This window comes from Nocardia glycosmidis (assembly GCF_052545115.1).
Genome location: NZ_JBQWRH010000003.1, coordinates 110,549 through 131,295 on the forward strand (window position 1 = coordinate 110,549; position 20,747 = coordinate 131,295).

1 protein-coding gene (cut by a window edge) is annotated in these 20,747 nt (G+C 69.8%); it reads left to right on the forward strand.

Annotation, left to right across the window (positions count from 1 at the left end; translation table 11 throughout):
• Window positions 1-20,747, forward strand: partial view of an alpha/beta hydrolase gene (locus ACT86A_RS04835; RefSeq protein WP_445090775.1) — the 5' portion only. It continues 10,159 nt past the right edge of the window; 20,747 of the gene's 30,906 nt are visible here — the first part of the coding sequence; it begins with the start codon at window positions 1-3; its stop codon lies beyond the right edge, outside the window.

The window sequence follows — 20,747 nt, forward strand, 5'->3', positions numbered from 1 at the left end:
ATGGGTTATTGGGCGATTCCGCCGGAGCTCGCTTGGCTCGAATGGGTGGCGGGCTCGGAGATCACGCGCATCGATCCCGACGATGTGGTCAAGGTTTCCGCTGTACTGCGGGAGATCGCCGACGAGATCCTGAATGAGGCGATAGCGGAGGCGGATGTCGCCGCCGCGGCCGTGGTCAATGCGTATCCGCAGGGTGATGGCGGGCAGAAGATCGTCAATTCGCTGCGGTCGGTGATTCATGACGACACGCCCAAAGGCGGGACGCCGCAACACGGTTCGATCGAGCTGATGGGTAACTCGTTCAACGATCTGGCGGTCTCGGTCGATGATTTCGCGGGTGCGGTTCACGCGAATCACCTGAACGCGATCTTCTCGCTGGGTTGGTTGGCGGCGGAGCTGGCCCTGTCCATCTTCGCCGGCCCGGGGGCGGAGGCCGTGCAGGCCGGGGCGATCGCGGCGACGCGAGCCGTGTTTCGAGAAATGGCGCAGTGGTTGGAGGGCCGGATCGTCGCCATGCTCGCCAGGACATTCCTGTCGGATGCGGCGAAGGATGTGGTGTCGAAGCTCGTTTACGAGATCGTCCAGGAATCGATCGTCGAGGTCTTCCAGGGCACCGCACAAGAGGTGGCGGTGCAGGGCATCGTCATCGCCGAGGGTCTGAACAGCCAGGGCTGGGATACGGGCGCGATGTGGGAGAACGCCTGGGTTTCCGCGCTGGCCGGTGGTGGCGGTGGTGGCGCGGGTTTCGGATTGAACCGCGCGATGGGCCGGATCGCGCCCAGTCTGATGAACAACAACGGCGTCCGTGGGTTCATCGGCGGGTCGATCGTTGGTACAGGTGCGGGTCTGGCCGGCGCTTTTGTCGCGGCGTGGGCGACAGGGAACTGGGATCCGCGTTCATTCGTCGGTGGCGCGATCTCCGGTGCTGGGCCGAGCGGTGTTCATGGGGCCAGGGGCCATACCCAACACAACGGGCCGATGAACCTCAACCGGGAGCCGGTCCGGGTCGGTACCCAGCCCGGCTCCGGACCTGCCGGTGACGGTACGTCCCCGGTTCCGGCACCGGATGTTGCCGATAGTGCGGGCACCAACGGTGCCGGTGCCGACGGTGCTGGGGCGAACGGAGCCGGGACCAACGGCGCTGGAGCGAATGGCGCCGGAGCCGATGCCAATGGCGGCAGTGGTGCTGAAACTCCGAGCACCACACCCGCGTCGGCGGGCACCAGCCAATATGCCGGAAACGCAGGCACTTCCGAAACCGGAGCGGTGGGCTCGAGCGAGACCGGTGGTGACTCGGCGGCAAACCAGCAGAACGCTGCTTCGGCCCCTGCCGGTCAAGGCAATACGAATTCCGGTGCCAACGAAAACGATACGAACACCTCGAGCGGTGACTCCGCTACGCAGAACGGCAGTGCCCCCTCGGCGGGCGCGCATTCGGATGCGCGGAGCGGAGATTCCGCGCAAGCGGGCGCCGATTCCGCACAAGCGGGCTCCGTACACACGGGCGGCGCGGATTCCGACGCGCGCGCGGATCACCCCGCATCGGTTGCCTCGGATTCGGCTGCGCCGGACGGTAGTTCAGCTGCGGATGGCCGCCGCGTAGCCGACGGCTCCACTCCGGAGACTTCAGCTGCCGGTCGCACCGATTCGGGAACCGGTGCCGGTACGACCGGGGCCGCTGTCGGCGCAGCGTCGCCCGCGGCGCAGACGCCTGGCGCCACTCCGGTGGACACCGGACCGGTCGGGGTGGCCACACCCGGCGCGCCGGCGGTTGCCAGTGGCCCCGGTGCGGCCGTTGCGGGTTCGACGCCTGCGGTCGCCGGGCCGACGGCCGCGAACGTCGCCCCCGGTGCGTCGTCGTCGGCGTCCTCGTCACCCACCTCGTCCGCTGCTCCGGCGCAGCAATCCGGTAGCGCCCCCGCGCCGGGTGCTTCCCGGCCCGTCAATGCACAGGGGAGTTCCGCCGCGCTGGACGGCACTACGCGCGCCGTGCCGCCCGATATGGTCGGCGCGGCCTCGACCGGCGACCGCCGGACGGAGGTCGGCGCGGGTACGGCCCGGGCGGCCGGCGCGTCGACGGATCAGGCCGGACCGGTTCCGGCGCGAATCACGGATTCCGAAGCGTCGCAGGCGCGATCGCAAGCGGACGCGGAGGGCGACGCCGCCGCGGCGAGCACCGATCAGCAGCAGGTTCAGGTGGGCCCTGCCGACCTGGTTTCGCCCGACCCGGCGCCGACACCGCCCGACGGCACGGCGGATTCGGCTTCCCGACAGCGAGATGCGGACGATGCTGCCGATCAGGACGATGCCGTCGGAGTGGACCCGGCCGCGGCTGCCCTCACGCTGCTCCCGCCGCCGCCCGCACCGCTGGGCCGACCGGGCCCCGCGCCGAGCAGCTCACGCCCGGCCACCGACGGCGATCGGGCGGAAGGCGAGCCCGACACGAGTCCGAACGCCGCCCCCGACCGCAACCCTGATCTGGATCCGGATCTCGATCCCGACGCCGTGCCTGTCCCGGACCCTGACGCCGACACCGACACCGACAACACCGGCACCCGTGACCCGCGCCGTGTCCTACCCGACGACAGCAGCGAGGCGACCCGCCCGGAGATCGACGAGGCCGACGCCATCCTGAACCGGATGGAGCCGGGCCTGCGTGCGCAGGACCTGCTGCTCGGCGATTCCGACGCCAATCCCGCCACCGACGACGATGCCGCGGCGCAGACGGACAAGAACTCCCAGCGATGGAACGCGCTGACCGATGCCGAACGGGCCGCCCTGATTCGTGCGTATCCGGACGTGATCGGCAGAGCTCCCGGTATCGACTCGCCTTCCGCCGACACCGCCAACCGGTTGCAGATCGCCCGGGATATCGCGGATCTCAGCGCACGCGACACCCTGAACCGCCAGGAACGTCAGCGACTGCGCGACCTGAGGCGCACGGTCGCGGACTTGCGGCAGGCGCAGCTGCGGGCCGCGCGGATCGATCCGAACCTGCCGGTGCGCGTGCTCGCCTACGATCCGGGTGCCTTCGGTGGAAAGGGCAGGGCGCTCATCGCGTTCGGCAATCCGGACACGGCGACGCTGGTGTCGTTGCATGTGCCGGGCAGGGACGCGACCGTGGCGGATCTCGGCGCAGTCCTCCAGGAGACCGCCGCCAGGCACGCCGCGGCCACGGGCCGGCTGCGCGCGGGCGACTCGCTGGCATCCATCGCCTGGCTCGGCTACGACACACCAGGTCGGGCATCGGCGATGGTGAACTGGCGTGCGAAGAAGGCGGCGGAGCTGCTGCGGCGCGATATCGCGATCCTCGACGCGACCAGGGCGGTGGCAGGGGACAAGCCGTCCGTCAGGATCATCGCGGGCGGCTACGGTATCGACGTCGCGGCGGCCGCGGGCCGCAAGGGCCGGTTGTCGGGCCTGGTCGGCGATATCGCGCTGGTCGGCACGCAGGGCGATCCGATTCTGCCATCGAAGCACTTCGGCGACGACGTGCGAGTATTCGTGCCCGATGAGACCAACGGGCTCTACCACCAGTGGAACGCGCCGGAACCCGAGGGATCGAGGCCGCCGCGAGGGGTTCCGGTCGACACCATGTACCGGGTGTCCGATATCGAGTCCAACCAGGCGGGAACGGCACTGTACCTACCGGATATCGATCCGTCGCAGCCGAATTCGCCACGTCCGGACGTGACCGAGAATGGCTGCGGGCCACAGGCGCTGTGGAAGGCGGCCCAGGTCACCGGCAACCCCGCCATCACCGTACCGGCGCCGGACAGTGTCGGCCCGGACGGCATGGACTGGCGCGATATGGAGCGGCATGCCGATGCCCAGCTGACTCCGTTGTGGAGGCGAGGGCGCCTCGCCTCGTTGAACCTGCTGGGGGCCGGGCGCAAGCACACAGGGCAGCACGCGATCGCCGATGCGCTGCGGTACATGCGCGGCAAGTCCGCCGTGATCGTCATCAATCAGCAGCGGGGTAGCGTCCCCGACGGCGAACCGGGCGCGCACGCGTTCACCATGTACTGGGACGCCGACACCGAGAAGGTCATGGTGTATGACCCGCTGCGGCAACCGGATCCGTTCGAGTTCGATCCCACCAAGGTGCCGAACGCGAAGGCCACCTGGGGCATCTTCTACAACAAGAACGGTATCGCCACGCGCCCGCTCGGCGATGAGGGCAGACACGGTCTCGCGGCCGGAAGCGGCGCGCAGAACGACGATCTCGACCAGCAGATGCCGCCGCGAGCGGGCACGAGCGATCCCGCCGACCCGATGGCCGCGCTGCGCCGCCACCTCGACGAAACGCGGACACCTGAGCGACAGGGCCCCGATCCGCTGACCGACCCCGAGCGTGCTTACGTCAACGATCTGTCCACCCGTCTCGGGCTGGGTGATTCGCTGTCCAATGCCGCGGATCCGTTGCGAGCACTGGCAGATCTGGCACAGCGGGTCGCGCCGTCGCCGCAAATGTCTCCGGATCCGGGATCCCGACCCGATGTCGCGTCACCGTCCCCGGAAAACTTTGTACCGCAACCATTGTCGCCAGAACTGACGCGGGCGTGGCTGCTTCGTCAGATGAATGTGCCCCTCGACGCACCGCTTCAGGCGCTGCTCGAGGCGGCGATTGCCGAGCAGCAGACTCGAACACTGTTGCGCGCAGGTGCGATCGAGGCTCTCGCCCTCGCGATCCGGTCTCCGATCGACTCCGCCGACCTGGATCTGAGCGCCGCGGTACTCGCCCACGGGGCCGGTGTGCTCGAGGTGCCCGCCGTCGATCTCGCCACCGATCGCGGCGTCGCCGAAACGCTGACCAGGCTGCGCGCGGAAACCCGTGATCTCGCCGCCACCATCGCCCAGCTGGCCGACGCACCGCCGCAGCGAGATGACGCGGGTTCCGCCGGTGGGCGCTCGCCGGAGTCCGCGTCGCGTTCGGTGGCAGAGCGCAATCGTGGTCGTTGCGCGGAGCTGTCGTTGCGGTTGATCAAGGCGTTGACCGGCAGCACGACGATCGAGCCGCCGAACGGTCCGGTCGGGCTCGATGGCATGTCGCGGGCGGAGGTGCAGGAGGCCTCGGGTGGCCAGCTACGGTCCTACGCCGATCATGATGCGATCCGCCGGGCGATCCCGGAAGGGGGCTGGGCGCTGGTCATCGACGAGTATGCCGGTCCCCTGGACGAATTCGGTGTCGGCGCCCACGCCTACGCGCTCGGGCCGGGGGCCGACGGTTTGACCGTTCGGGATCCCGGCAAGGAGGAGGAGCACGGCTTCCCGCCGTCGATTCCGCGGGAGCTGCACGGAACGTACGCCATCATTTTCGATTCGCAGGGCGACCCTGTGCATCCCATCCGAGGCGAGGGTGCCGGGCATCTGCCGACGGCGGATTCGCCGGTTCGTATCGGCCGCTCGCTCGACTCGCACGCCGATCAGGTGCGAGCGTTGTTGCGCGGAACGGACACCGGCGCGGATGTGCTTCGAGTGCTGGACGATTTGTCGGTACGCGTGCGGTACGAATCGGCGGCCGCGGATCGGCGCAGCGGTGGGTTCGCTGCCGACTCGTTGACCGCCACGGTGTACACCGGCACCCATGACCAGGTGCGTCAGGCATTGTCGTTGGCGCACGAGGCGGTGCACGCCGAGCGATACGTACGCGGCGAGTCCGGCCATCTCGGCATGGACCGAGCGACGTTCGTCCGCACGATGGTCGCCGAGGAGGCGGCGGCGGTAGCGCGGTGGATTCAGCTCGCTCGCGAGTTCCGCGCCGACGAACAGCTCGGTGAATACTTCGGCGACCGGCACTACCTTGAAGACATCTACGACGCGGCATTCGACGCGGCGCTCGGATCGAGCAGCGGCACAACGCAATCCGTGGATGCCGACAGCGTGCGTCGAGCGCACGACCGCGCGGCCGAGGCGTTGATCGATGAGATCAGAACCCATGTCTGGCCGAACGGCAAGAACTACGCCGAGTACTACGGGGCCGAATGGGACAGCGCCCGTACCGATCACGCCGGGTTCTACGACGCGCAGATCACGCGGGAACCATCACCGGAGGCGGCCGCGGCCTTGCGGGCCGCGGCCGTGGACCGCAGCCGGGCGCAGCGCGATTTGGTCGAGATCACCGACGAACTCAACAGCAGGGCAGGCGAGTACGGTATCGCCGCGCACCTCGACGCCGACTCGCTGAACCGGGAACTCACCGCGCGCCTTGGGCCGGTTCGCGACGAGATGGCCGATCCATCGGTCACGCCAGAGCGTTTGGCCGAGCTGCGGCGCACCGCGCACGATCTGCTGTACCTGACCGATCTGACGGTGCGGCGCGAGAACGCCCAGACGGCCTTCGACCGGCAGGCCGATCGGGTGACCGCGTCGGCCGCCCGCGAAGTGCTGGCCGCCCACGCTCCGGGCGCGCGCCCGCTCGGCGACCACTACGTCCATGTTCCCGGTAGGCCGGACCGGATCGTCATCGCCGGTGAGTCCTTCCAGCACCAGGCCCTTCGCGATGCCGCGGCGGCCGATCCGCGAATTCGCGCGCTAATGCGCGGCGGTCCGGTCGAATTCGAGCACGTCTCGCTCGGCGTCGATGAATTCGGCCAGGTCCGAGCACGCAAGGTCGACTCGATAGATCCGCGGGTGTTCGAATCCTCCGACAGGGTCGTCGAGGAATCGGATCTGGCCGCCGCCGCGGCGAGGCAGCGACTCGAGCCGATCATGGCCGCACTGTCGAACAGCGCGGTCGGCGGGTGGGCGCTGGAAACCCTGCGTCGCCACGGTGTCACGATCGAGCACAGTTCCGGCGGTCCGGTACGGTACTACCCCTCGCGGCGGCTGCTGGTGATCGACGCGGGCGCCACCGACGGCGAGCACATGCGCGCGATCGTGAGCGGCGCGATGCACGCCGAATTCGCGGGCAGGCAGGACGCCGCGGTCGACGCCCGCGACCGCATGCTCTCGGAGCGACAGGATTACGTCGACCGCAAGATCGACGAGGAGACCTCGGCCCGCATCTGGGAGATCGTCGCGGCCGTGCAGTTGCGTGGCGCGGTGGAACTCACCGCGACCGATCACGTCTACCTCGATGCCTACCGTAAGGCGCGCGAGGACGCGGCGAACGAGATCGGCGGCCCCGCTGACGCATTGGACCGCATCGCGAACAAGGCCGGTTTCGACGCGCTGCGCCCGCACGTAGCGGCGCACCGCCCCGTGGGCTCCGATCTGACCAACGCGGGGTTCTACGAGCGGGCGTGGCGGGAATCGCACCGCAAGCCGGCCGCCGCTGCGGTCGACCAGCATTCCACCCCGCCCACGGGTAGCCCGGAATTCCGCCACGATGCCGAGCTGCAGGCCGAAATCACTGGGGTACTGGGAGATTCGTGGACATTACGCCCCGGTCTTCCTGGTGAGAACGATGTACAGGGGGTACTCGGGTTCAGTGCCGTCGGTCGCGATGCGGCGGCGGCGCTGCGCGACCTGAACGTCGACGTGCGTTTCGACGCGAACGGCTCCGTCGATGTGTTCGACGGCAGGACGATGGAGGTGTCGGTCGGGACCCGGGACCGCAGCCATCCCGCCCAGGCCGCCGCCATCGTCCGCGCCGCGACGCTCGCCGACGCCGTGCGGACCGGTCTGCTGGAGGTCACGCCCTCGCGCGTTCGCGCCCAGGATCGGTCCGACTTCATCGCCGCGCGCGTCCGCGCCGAGGCGCTGGCACTGGGCAGGCAGGCCGAGTTCCATCGTGAACTCGAGCTGGCCGGATACGACACCGCGGCGAATCCGGTCACCGACCCCATCGCGCGGCAGCGAATGGAGGCGACCTACCTGGCCGCTTTCGATGCCGAAATCGCCGCGCGACAGCCTGATTCGGAGATCGATCCTGCTTTGCTCGAACGAGCGCGGCAGGCGGGCACCGATGTACTGCTGGCGGGCGGCGAATTCGACGCACCGGACGGTTCCGGACCCGCGCGCGCCCACCGGGATGCCGCGGCCGAGTTCTGGGACGCCCAGCACCGCATCACCGCACCGGATGGGCTGCGCGAGTACGCGCCGACCGCGCGGGACGCGGCGCGGGCACTGGAGGACATCGGCAGGAAGCGCGCCGCCGTCGAACGCGAACTCGCCCTGGTCGAGGTGGATTGGAATCGCGTAGCGGGGCGATTGGGCGATGTCTCGCGGCTGCGCGGGGACGCCGACACGCTCGACCGGCAGGACGTGTCGGCGCAGCTGCAGGGCCCCGATGGTCCGCGCAAGTACGGCGCCCACACCGACTTGGCCGTGCTCGCCGAACTGACCGCACGCCATGGCGAACTGACCGAGCGGCACCGCGCGCTCGGCGACGATCTCGCCGTGGCAGTGCGGCGCGATCTCGGTGCCGAGGAGCCGATCGCGCTCCACGTGGCCGAGGACGGCGTCGTGTTCATCGGCAGCGACGGCGGCGCCCACACGGATGTGGACCTGCCGCCGCGACCGTCCGATTCCGATGCGCGCGCAGCTCGACCCGAAGACGATGCCGCGCGAACGGAATTGGCGGATCTGGTGGCGAAGGCATCGGATCGGGTCGCCGAGCTGCTCGGGGATCACCGCCACGACATCGGTCGATGGGCCGCCCAGATGCTGCGGCGTCACGGTGTACGGGTGCTCTACACCTCCGAACCGCGCGCGTATTCCGCCAGCCGGGACCACGTGGAGGTGGGGCTGGAGGAAACCTACGACCCGTCGACGAACACGGTGGTTCTGCGCGAAAGCGACAATCCGCGCCAGCAGGCCATCGCGCTGATCCGCGCCGCCCGCCTCGCCGAGCTGCATGCCGCGTCGCCCCACGGGCCGTTACCGCAACTCCGGATGTCGCGCACGGAGTACCTCGACCTGATGCTGGATCACCAGGCCGACGCCGCGGCGCTGGGATTCGCGGCGAACCACCAGTTCACCGATGGGAACATGATCGGGTCCATGGCCGGTTCGTTGGCGAAGGCCTACCTCCGGGCGTTCGACCGGGCGGGCGATGTCCTCGCCAGGGCCTACCGCAATGACCCGGCGATCACCGCGCAGCTGCTCGACGCCGCCGCCCATCGAGCCGCCATCCGGGCGGTGCGCGACAACCTCGACGAGCTGGTGCCCGAAGTCGGCGGCCGGAACTTCACCCAGCGGTTCTCCGACCAGTGGTATCGCGCGCACGGCATCACCCCGGGCGCGACCGTGCCGCTCGCCGAGACGGACGCACCCGCCCCGCTGAGGCGGCGCATTCACGCCCTGGTGGCGGAGCTCGAGCAGGTGCGTGAATTGCGTGCCGACGGCGAGGGCTCGGGCATCCCACGTAGCCCGATGGAAGAGCTGTACTCCGACGCCTACGACCGCGCGCACCGCAAAGCCGAGCGGGCACCGGAACGCGAGAAGTCCTCGCGGCCACCGGAGTTGGTCGCCAGGGAGGCCGGAGAGCTCGCGATCCGCCGCCACGTCGACAAGGCGGGAATCGACAACGCCGAGCTGGTCATCGACGTGGTCCGGGCCGCTCGCACGGCCGAGCCCGACGGCGCGTACTGGGGCAACCCGCGTGCGAGCAGGACACCCGAGCCGCTCGGCGACGGGTCCGTCCCGGACAGCGCGAGCCCCGCCGACTCCGCGGCGGACGACGTCGTCGCCGAGGCTGCCGACGCTTCTCCGTCGGTCCCCGTGGCCGCGCACTCCGAGCCCGATGGACTGAAGTCGTGGCGCGCCGCCGCCGCGGATCATCGGTACGCCGAGGTCTTGGAGGTGCTCGGCAGCAGCGAGACAGGCCGTGCGGCGATCGAACTGCTCGCCGACATGCGCGCGGGCGTGCGTTTCGACGGCGGACGGCCGAGCAGTGCCGACAGCTTCGACGGGGCGACGATGGACATCGTCGTCGGTGCGCGCGATCGCGGCCAACAGGCGCAGGCCGCGGCGGTGGTGCGGGCGGCGGCGTTGGCGGACGCGGTGCGCACTGGGCAGCTCGAGGTGACGCCATCGCGTATCCGGGCGATGGAACGCGACGCCTACATCGCCGCCCGGATGCGCGCCGAGGCCGACGCATACGGCAGGAAAGCCCTGTTCCACCGGGATTTCGGCACTCCCGAAGTCGGCCCGTCCGAATCACTGGTGGACCGCAACTACCGGACGGAGCTGGAGCAGCGATATCTGGCCGCGTACGAATCCGCCCTCGACGCCGCCCGGCGGACCAGCGGAGATCTGGACGCGGAGCGGCTCCGGGCGATCGCTCGCGAGGCGGGCATCGCGGCGCTGTTGGCGACCGACTTGTTCGACTCGCCGCATCTCACCGACAGCGGCGTGAGTCTCCGTGACATCGCCGGTGGTGAGTGGGATGCCCGGCAACGCACCGTCGTTCCCGAGGGTACGGGCGAGTATGTGCCGTCCACCCCGGAGGCGGCGCGTCGGGTCGAGGGCCTGATCCGCGAGCGCGCAAACGTCCGGCGGGCGCAGGCGCTCGTCCAGTTCTCCTTCGATCAGACGGTCGAGCAGCGCCGCCGGCAAATGCAGATTCCCGACGACTTCGATCTCGGATCCGATCGGGCATCGATCATCGCCGAACTGTGGAGCATCGCGCGCAAGCGAGCGCGCATCGACAACGGTTCCCTCGCCGACGCGGTGCTCACCGAGCTGTCCCAATGGCATGCCCGATTGGACGACGAGCGGGCGCGGCTCGAGGGCGAGCTCGCTAACGCCGTCGGTCGCGACCTGCCGCAGCCGATCGAGGACGGTGGCCACGGGGTGCGACGTCCTCGGATCCATCTCGATGAATCGGGTGCGGTGTTCGTGCACCGACCGGACGCGAGCACGCCGGAAACTGCGGAGTCCGGACCGCGGACCGCGCCGGTCGATCCCGACGCCGCCAGGACGGGCAGGCTGAAGACCCTCACCGCCTCCCGCACTGAAGAGCTGTTCGAGGGCCTGACGAACGGAGCCAGGCAGATCGGTGAATGGGTGGCGGCCACCGTGGCGCGTCACGGTGTGCAGATCCGCTACACCGATGATCCGGATGCCGTAATCGAGCGGCAGGAAGGCGCCGGGCGGACGCCAGGCTACGACCGGGCGACGAACACCCTCGTCCTCCACTACTACGACGGCATGCAGACCCAAGTGGCGGCGCTGGTACGCGCCGCGGTCGCGGCCGAATTGCATGCCCGTGGCGCGGGTCGGGCTCCGGACAGGTTGTCGCTGCACCGAGACGCTTACATCGCGGCCGGGCTGGACCGCCGGGCCGAAACGTACGCGATGGACTTCCAGCACCGCCGCGTCGAGGCGGCCATTGCCGGAATCGACGGGTACCACTTCGGCGCGGGGCAGGCCAAGGGCAGGCGGCGCATCGACGATCCGCTGGAACGGGCATTCCTCGACGCGTTCACCGAGGCGAGGAAGATCGCCGAGCAGGTGTACGGCAAGAACAGCGCGGTGGGCCGGGACATGCTGGGCGCCGCCGCCTACCGCGCGGGTCTGCGGGCCGTCCGTGCGGCCATCGAGGCATCCGGATTGCGCATCGACGGGCTGACTCCCGCCGAATATGCCGGGGCGGAGTGGGACCGGGCCCGTGGACTGCAACCCGATCTCGCGCCCGAGGGCGAAACGGAGCGCGCGCCGGTCGCCGACGACAGCCCGCAGTCGCTCGACCGGCAGGCTCGCACCTACACCGACGAGATCCGGCGGTTCCCCGAGCAGCGGGCTGAGGGCCGCTACATTCCGTACGGTCCGGCCGAGTCGGCGTACACGGCGGCCTACGACGAGGCGTATCGCAGGACCGAGCGTGTGCTCGCCCGCGATCCCGAGGCTCCTTCGCCGCGGAAGGTCGCCGAGGAGGCGGGGTTCGCCGCCGTGCGCAAGTACGTGGAGAAGGTGGGCGCCCAGCGCGCCGAGATCGCCTTCGACGTCGTCCGTTCGGCCGACTCGATCGAACAGGACGGTCTGCACTGGGGTTCGCCACGCATCGCCGCTGTGCCCGAAGCGGATTCGGCGCCGCCGGCCGAATCGGCGAGCGACGAGCTGGTGCGCCGCGTCGTCGACGACCAGCTGCGAGCGCGTCCCGACGGCGAGGAGCTGAGCCCGAATGTGCTGCGGTTCACGCCGGAATCGAGCACGCCCGAGTTGCTGGTGATCGCGCCGGAGGGCGAGCATCTCGACGCGCTGGACCGAGTGATCCGCGACAACCCCGCGCTGCGCGACGCCCTGTGGGACGGGCACCGCATGCGTTACCTGGCAGTCGCACCGGGACCCAGCGGCAACCCGTCCACGGTCGAGGTCTCCCGCAATGTGGCCGAGGGCCCGCGCCGTTATCCCGCGCTGACCGATGCCGTCACCACATTCCTGTCGGAGTATCTGCGATTCCGGGCCGAAGGCCGGATTACGGAGGGATTCGACGTCTGGATTGCCCGGCTGGGCGAGGAAGCGTTCTATCACCGGGACGAGGCCCGTTTCGCGTTCCGGATGGAGAATCGCTGGGTATCGAAACCGTTCGACCTCCAACCCGATCTGGTCGAGGTGGGATTCCGTGCGGCGCAGAACAATCCGCGACTGCCGGCGACCGATTCCGCCGGGGTGGCCTACCGCCTGCACACGCGGCAGATTCCGCAGCCGCTCCAGCGGGTGCACGAACCGTTGCCGAGCCCGCAGTTCGTCAACAGGCAGGTGAAGGTCGGCCCGGTCCGGCTGAACATCTACCTGGAAAACGACGGCAAGGGCGGCTGGCGGGTGTCGCCGACCGGGCGCGGCGACGGCACTGACGCGCTGGCCAGGTATTTCCATGCCATGACCGATACCGATCCGGATCGGTTGGCGGAAAGGATCACCAAGAAGCTGACCGACGGAACCGCCGATCTCGGCGAGACCTCGCCGCCCAAGGGCATGTTCGGCCGCATGAAGGACCGACTGCCGTTCGGTCGTAAGGCGAACGCCGAAGTCGAATCGGCGATGAATCGGGCCGAGCGGGACAGCGCCGAGGCCGACGACATCCGGCTCGGGCCCGACGGTAGGCCCGAGCGCGGTGGACCGGCGAGCTACGAAGCGCCCGAGTTCCCGATGGACCCGAATGCCGATGGCGGGCAGGGGAAGCCGCCGAACCAGCCGCCCACTCCCGCGCCGTTGCCTGATGAGCCCAACGAAGGCAAGGGACGTCCCGCGCCGCGTCCGGCGGCCCAGCGTGAGCATCTGTTCGAGTTCGAGGGACTGACCTTCCGACTGGATCTGACCGACAATGGCGCGGGGGCCTGGAATCCGGTACTGCGCCAGGAGAATCCGCCCGCGCAGGAATCGGAGACCGCACCGAAGGCGACGAACCCGAAGGAGGTCGAGACTCCGCACGCGGCGCAGAAGCCGCCCGGCTCCATCGACAAGCCGAAATCGAAGTTCCTCGCGAACACCGCCTACCGCGCTGGCTTCCAGGGCTACAACCCGAAGTACCCCTCCGGCTCCAGCCTGGACGGCGCCGGGCAATCGGTGCTCGGGCACTCGGTGGGTCTGCCGCTCACCAAGGACAGCGGGCACGGCGAGGTGCTCCAGATCAAGTTCAACCCGGCGCGCATCCTCAAAGAGGGCGCGACGATGTGGAAGAGCCGCGAGTACCTCCCGATCCTGAACCGCCTGACCAGCCGCGTTCCCGACCGCGCCGCCGAATTCCAGCCGATCCGCGATATGGACGGCACCGAATACCGGCCCTGGATCGACGACACCGATGCCGAAGCGGTGCGCAAGGAACACGGCGTCGACATCGACGAGATGCGGCGGCGCGACGACGCGGCGCAGCAGGCGAGTTCGCCCGAGTCCCAGCAGGCTGCTACCAACGAGCTAGATCCCCAGATCCCGGTAGCGAACACCGGAGCCACCGGCGCCTTCGCCGATCTGCTGAACGAGCTGGCGGGGGCCACCGACCGTCGCCGCGAACTGGCCGACCGGCTCGTCGCCGCCGCCCGTGACATGGGTCTTCGCCTCGATCCCGGCCTGGACGGCGAAGCGGCCCTGCACGCGGTGCGGGTCCTGCAGTATCAGCAGGCCAGGCGGATCGGTGCGCTCGCCGGGCTCGCCGAGTCCGCCGTGCGCTACGACTCGGAGAACCGGCACATCCCGTTCAGCCAGGAAGTCAGCTTCTTCGACAACGACCCGATGACGCGCTTCCTGCGCGAGATCGTGCACGCCGACGACCGGCCGACGACGCTGCTGGACTGGCAGGGGGTCAACAACGGGGGTGAGCCCGGTCGCGACTGGGGCGACCTCAGCTACACCGACCAGCCCGGCATCGACCAGGGCAAGCCGGGCTACTTCGTGAACGCGCTGCGCCGCGATCAGATCAAGGACGAGCGCGCCGTCTGGGCCCAGCTCCTGCAGGTCGACCTCCACTATCTCGACGCGCATCCGCGCGGCGCGCTCGCCGACGCCCTCGCCACCGTGTACGCGCGTACCGACGACATCGCCCGATTCGCCGAACTGGCCAACGAATTCGTGCGTGCCGACGGCGACGCCGATGAACTCACCCGGCTCGTGACCGACCTGGCCCTGCGGTCCTCGATCGTCTCCGACGGCGGGTTCCTGATTCCGGATGCCGACGGCCTCGGGCTGCTGCCCGGTGTCGACGGCGGGCCGTTGCGGCTGATGGTGGTCGACGGTCACCTCGACCACGCCCACGTGCTCGCCTCGGTGCTGCGCGCGCACCCGAATATCGCCGAGGTCGTCAACAACGGCCAGGTCGACGTGGTGTTCCGGGTAGCCGAGATGGCGCCCGACGGGACTATTCGGGTCAACGACAGCGTGTCCATGCGGGTGCGGCACGCCGCTGAGCTGGTGGACGGCCGCAGGCTGGACATGACCTTCCTGCTCGACGAGGACGGACAGTGGCGCCCGGTCGTCGAGGTGGCGCCGACGACCGAAGGAGGGGATCCGCGGCCGAAGCCCGATCTGGAAGGGCTGTCTCGCACCGAAATCGAGGCCACGCGTGAGGAACTCGCGCATCGTCTGGGTGTTCCGGCATCCGATCTGGGCGACCCGCAGGCGCTGTCCGACCGGATGGAACAGATCCGCGCGGAGAACAAGATCAGGGCCAGCCAGATCGAAGCGCTCATCGACTACGGCCGCACCGCATGGGACATCGATGACTTCCACACCATCGGCGACGCCCGCGCGCAGCTGGCCGACCGGTTGAAGCTCGAGCCCGGCCAGTTGACACCGGAGCGGCTGGCCCAGGCCTTCGTGCAGGACAAGATCGGCTCGGCCCGCAGGCATCAGGCCGTCGAGGACCTCGTCGCCTACGCGTCGCTCATGCGCGGCATCGATGCCGATGTGGTCGACGCCGCGCGGGATCGGCTCGCCGAACGGCTCGGGGTGGGCAGGCGGCGCGGCCGTTTCCCCAGGGATCTCTTCCCGCGCAACTACCGCAACGACGAGAAGAAGTACCGCCCCGACCGGACCGGCACCGATCCGAAGCGGCTGAACAAGGCGATCGCCAAGCTCGCGCGCAGACCGGCCGAGCGCGAGAACCTGATCGATGCGCTCACCGAGTACTACCGCACCGTCAATCGACTCGACCCGTTCGATCCGGTGTCGCGCGGCGCGGACGCGGTGGACCCCCGCCTGGCCGATGTCGAATTCCCGGTACACAACAAGGCCGTCGCGCATCTGCTCGACATGGCCGGCGATCTCGAGTCGCTGGCCGAGGCGCTGCGCGGCGCCCGGGTGCTCGACGGATTCGGCATGCTCGGCGCGAACAACTCCGCGCCCGATCCGCGGCCGACGCCGAACCCGGATTTCACCAGGACCGTCGGCGTCGATCTGCCCGAACCGATTCAGCCGACCGATACCGATGCGGAAAAGGCGGCCAAAGCCAAGCGTTTCGAGAAGGTCTACGAGATCTATCGCGATGGGAAGATAGACCAGAAAGAACGGCTCACCCCGCGGCAACTGGCGAAGGTGCAGGCTGAACTGCGCGCCGAGGTGCACGGGCGGGCCGCCGATCTCGACATGCTGGCCGCGCTCAACGATCGGGCCGCGGAACTGGATCGGCAGGCGCGCCGACCGCTGGAGATCGCGCGGCTGCTCGGCGAGCGCGGCGCCGCGCTCGCCCAGCTCGACGCGGCCCGTGCCGAGGTCGAGGCAGCCACGGCTCGCTACCACACCACCGAATCGCACGAGCGCACCGCCGCGCTCGACGATCTGGCCGCCGCCGCGCGCAGGCAGCAGGCCGCCGACGCCGAGCTGGCGCGGGTGGACGCGGCGCTGGCCGCGACCCGGTCCACCGAACCGCCCGCCGCGCTGCCTTCGGGCGCCGACGGTGCGGTTGCACACGGGGATGAGGGCTCGGGCGCACCCACGCGGCCGGAACCGTCCGCAGGCGGTGGACGGATACCCCCGCAGGGGCCGCCCCCGTCGCCGACCCTCGATCCCGATGAACCCCCGCGCAGGACCGATGTCGAGATCGCCCGCCGGGTGACCCAGCGGCTCGCGGCGGAGAATGCCGCCGCCGTCAGGGAATTGAATGCGGCGGACGCGGCAAGGGACGCGGCGATGGCCGGTCTGCCGGTCACCCGCGACGAGCTGGGTCCGGGCCCGAGTCAGGTGGCGAACACCATCGACCGGTTGACGAGCGCGCATCCCGAGCAGGCCGCGCGCCTCGAGGAACTGAGCGAAGCCGCGTTGCGCTACCTCGCCGCCGAGTCCGAGGTGGAGGTACTCGACGAGGCACTTGCCCGCGCCATGCAGCGCGAAGCGCTGGCAGAGGAGGGCGCGGGCCGCATCGACGACACCGTCGGTGTCGTGGCCGGTGAGCCGCCGCGCATCGTCATGGTGGGCTGGCATACGCCCGGGAAGGTGCGCGCCCAGCTCGAGGCCGAGTACCCGCTGCTGCGCCCGCTGCTCGCGCGGCCGGGAGTTGTGGTCACCCACATCGAGATCGCCACCCTCGACGACGGTCGAATCGCGCACCGGCGCACGGACTTCGGCACGGATCAGTCTGCCGGTGCCACGCCGGAGCAGCATGGAACGGGCCGCCAGTCGCCGCGCGAGCGCGCCGAGGAGCGATACCAGCGGGCGCTGCGCGATGCTCACCGTCAGCTCGGGCAGCCGCAGCAGGAGGATCCGCGGACCATCGTGTGGCCGGGTGGTGAGCAGTCGTCGTCGGGTCCTGTTGCCGAAGCAGATGATTCGACGCTCGATCTCGGTCGGCGGGAGGATCCACGGACCAGGGTGTGGCCGGGTGGTCCGCAGCCGGAGCCGGAATCTGCATCGAGTTCTGTTGCTGAGAACGATGATCCGGCGGTCGATCGCGGTCGGCGGGAAAATCCGCGGACCTGGGTGTGGCCGGGCGGTCCGCAGCCGGAGCAGGGGTCGTCGTCGGGTCCAGCAGCCGACAGCGGTGATCCGACCGTCGATTTGCGCCAGCCGGACGTTGCCGCCTACCGGCCGAAGCACCGCGGCCGCCCGGCGGACGAATCACAGCCTCCGGCGGAACCCTACGAGCCGAAGCACGCTGCTCCGCAGCAAGGAGTTCCGCAGCCCGAAACGGCCGAGCCGAAGCACCGCGGCCGCCCGGCGGACGAGTCCGATGCCGAACCCGACGCGTACCAGCCGAAGCACCGTGGTCTTCCTGCGGACGAGTCGCAGAAGCAGGATTACGAGCCCAAGCACCGCGCGCCGCAGTCCGATGTAGCGGAGTCCGAGGATGCGGAGTCTCGGACGCTGGATCAGAGCGAGGGCGCGGGGCGGCATCGTGGTGAGCCTGCGGACGAGTCGGGTGCGGAGCCCGCCTACGAGGTGAAGCACCGCAGGGATCCTGCCGAAGGGACACAGGCCGAGGGGGAGCAGGCGAACCATGGCGCACGTGCGCCCGAATCACAGCAGCCCGGCGAGCAGTCGAAGGTAGAAGAGTCGGGCGAGCAGCCGCAGTCCGCGCAACCGGGCGAGCAGCCGCGGCCTGCGCAACCGAGTGAACAGGCGCAGGTCGGGCAGCCCGAGGCCGCTCCGTTGCCGCCGGAGATCCAGGACGCCCTTGATCGGCTGCGCGCGGAGCGCGCCGAGGCTGTGGCGCGGCGTGCGGAATGGGATGACATCCGGCGGACGTGTGCGGAGGCCCTCGACGCATCGGATGCGTCGTCCGTCGACGCCATGGCGCGGGCCGCGTGGGAATTCGACGAAGCGGATGCGGCGGTGGCCGAGCTCGACGCGGAGATCGCCGAGCTCGAACTGTCGAACACACCGGAGGGCGTGTACCGGCAGCTGATGCGCGAACGCGCCGTGCTGGCCCGGGAACGCGAATTCTGGCGCGCCAAGCGCGATGACAGGTATTCGCGTTTCAGCGATCTTTCGCTGCCGTTCGGCGATGCCGCGCAGGCGCTGAACCAGTCCAATCTGGCGCGCACCCTGGAACACCTGGAAGCGAGTGTCGCCGGAACCAGGAACATCGCGGGCACCGGCGAAGAGGCCGGGTATGTGGCCCGCGAGCAGCTCGATCCCGGCGAGATCGCCCGTCGCCGCGAGCAGATTTTCAAGCTGCACGATGCCGCATTGCGGTACAACCGCGTGCAGGCGGCGCTGGCGGAAGTGGATCGCCGGATCGCCGCGCTCGGCCGGGTCGGCATCGGGGAGCCGCAACCGCTGTCGCGGCAGGTGCGCGCCGAAGTCGACCGCCTGGCAGGGGAGCGCGCCCGCGAGGTGCTGGAGTCCAAGCCGTGGCGGCAGATGCGCGCCGATATCGCCGCACGCTTGCGGGTGAACGAGGCCGATCTCGGCCCGGATGCCGTGGCGCAGCAGAAGTCGCCCGAGGAGGCGCTGGACGAGGCGCTGGCGGAGGTGGCCGGTCGGACCATCCGGGTGGACCAGATGGACGAGCTCGACCGCAACCTCGATTTGCTGCGCGAGGCCGCGACGCGCGTGAACGAGGCCGACAATCGCATCGCCCGCATTCAGGGCAGGATCGCCGAATTGGCCGGAGCGGGACGCGATTTTCTTGCTGCCGAGAGCGCGCGTCAGGTCACCGACCGGGTCGGGTTCGTCGATGGCGACCCGCAGCGGATCATCGTGATCGCACCGCGCGGCACGCTCGCCGCGCCACGAGCCGACCATGACGCCGCCCTGCTCGAGGCCACCCATCGCGATTCGCGGGTGGCGCGCGCGATGCTGTCGCGGGAGACGCGGATCGAGTACCGCGAACTCGTGGCCGAACTCGATCAGCCCGTGACGACCAGGCGACTGCGTTCGCCCTCGCGGGAATTCATGACGCTCGGCCCCGACGACGCTCCGATCCTGCGCCGGGTGCGCTGGCAATCCGGCGAGCCGGATTCGACGACCTGGCACGAGGTCAACCCGGAGCGTCCGGAGTGGACGACCAACCGCAAGGGCCCGACCACGCCGAAGGAGTTCAAGGAGCGGGATCTGCCCGAAGGCGTGAGCGGTTGGGCGACCAATCCGTTCCAGGCGGCGGTGGTGGATCCGTTCGTGGACAACGGACCCGGCGTCGACAAGAGCCTGCTGCCGACCATCCCGGGCGGCGATCCGATCTACCCGGGCCAGACCTACGAGCTGCCCTTCGCCGACGTCTTCTACCACTTCATGCGGTTGAGCTTGGAACCGGCGAAGCTGTTCGGTTTCACCTGGTACAACGACTCCGCGCACCCGGGACGGATCTCGCCCGGCTTCAAAGGACACCCCTGGTTCCGGAAGAAGAGCGCCGACGTCCAGCCGATGGCGCGCGAGCCCGAGCGCGCCGAGCGGGCGCACGCCCCCGGGGAGTTGGCGGGCTACGACAGGAAACAGGCCGACGAGCAGCGCGCGTGGCAGCGGGTGCAGGACTGGGCCACCGCGCAGTATCGGCTGTTCCGTTCTTCCGATGGCGACATCGACCGCATCACCGCCAATCTTGCCGCCCGCCCCGAGTTCGAGGGCGCTGCGCGCGAGGTGCGTGCGGCGGAGACCGTGGATCGGATCGCGAGCGTCGTCGAGGACTACATGTCGGCGCGCAGCGAGGTGACGACGCGCAACCCCGACGACCCCGACCCGGACCTCAGCGCCATCGTCGCGGACCTGACCGGAACACTGCGCAGTGAACAGCCCGGTGACGCGGCCAGATTGGTCGACGACATCCGCGAGGCGCTGCTCGGTCTCGAGCCGGACCGGGCCGCGATCGCCGCCGAGGTCGCGGTGCGCTTGGACAACTCCGTCCCGGCGTTCAGCCGCGAACAGATCGCGCAGATCAAGCACCACTACATGGAGGCCGAGTACCGGCGGGCGCTGCCCATCGACGGGTCGCCCGCGCGCATGCGCCTGGACGCCGTTGCCGACGTGGCCGAGGCCTGGCTCCGGTTGATCGGCGACGAGGCGACGGCCGAAGACGTGCTCATGCTGCAGGACGCCTTGGCGGAGTCGAACTTCCTGCGCACCAGCGACTATGCGTCCTGGCGCGATGCCAACCAGTACGCCATCCGCATCGGCTTCGACTGGGATTCGGTGCGGCCGCCGCTGACCGGCTGGCGCAAGGGCATCAGGTACGCGCCCGCCCCGCTGCCCACGGACGCTCCGTTGCCGCCGCGGCCGGATACCGATGACGACGGTCCCGCTCCGTTGCCGCCGGGCCCCGGACCCGATTCTGGGCCGAACCGTCCACCCCTGCCATCCCACAGCTCTGGCCAGCTGCCGCCAGGGCTGTCACCGGACGATGTCGCGACGGTGGAGCTGCCGAGTCCGGTTGGTGCGGATGATCCGACCGTGTCCCTCCCGAGTCCGGTTGACGCTGACGATCCGACGGTGGAGCT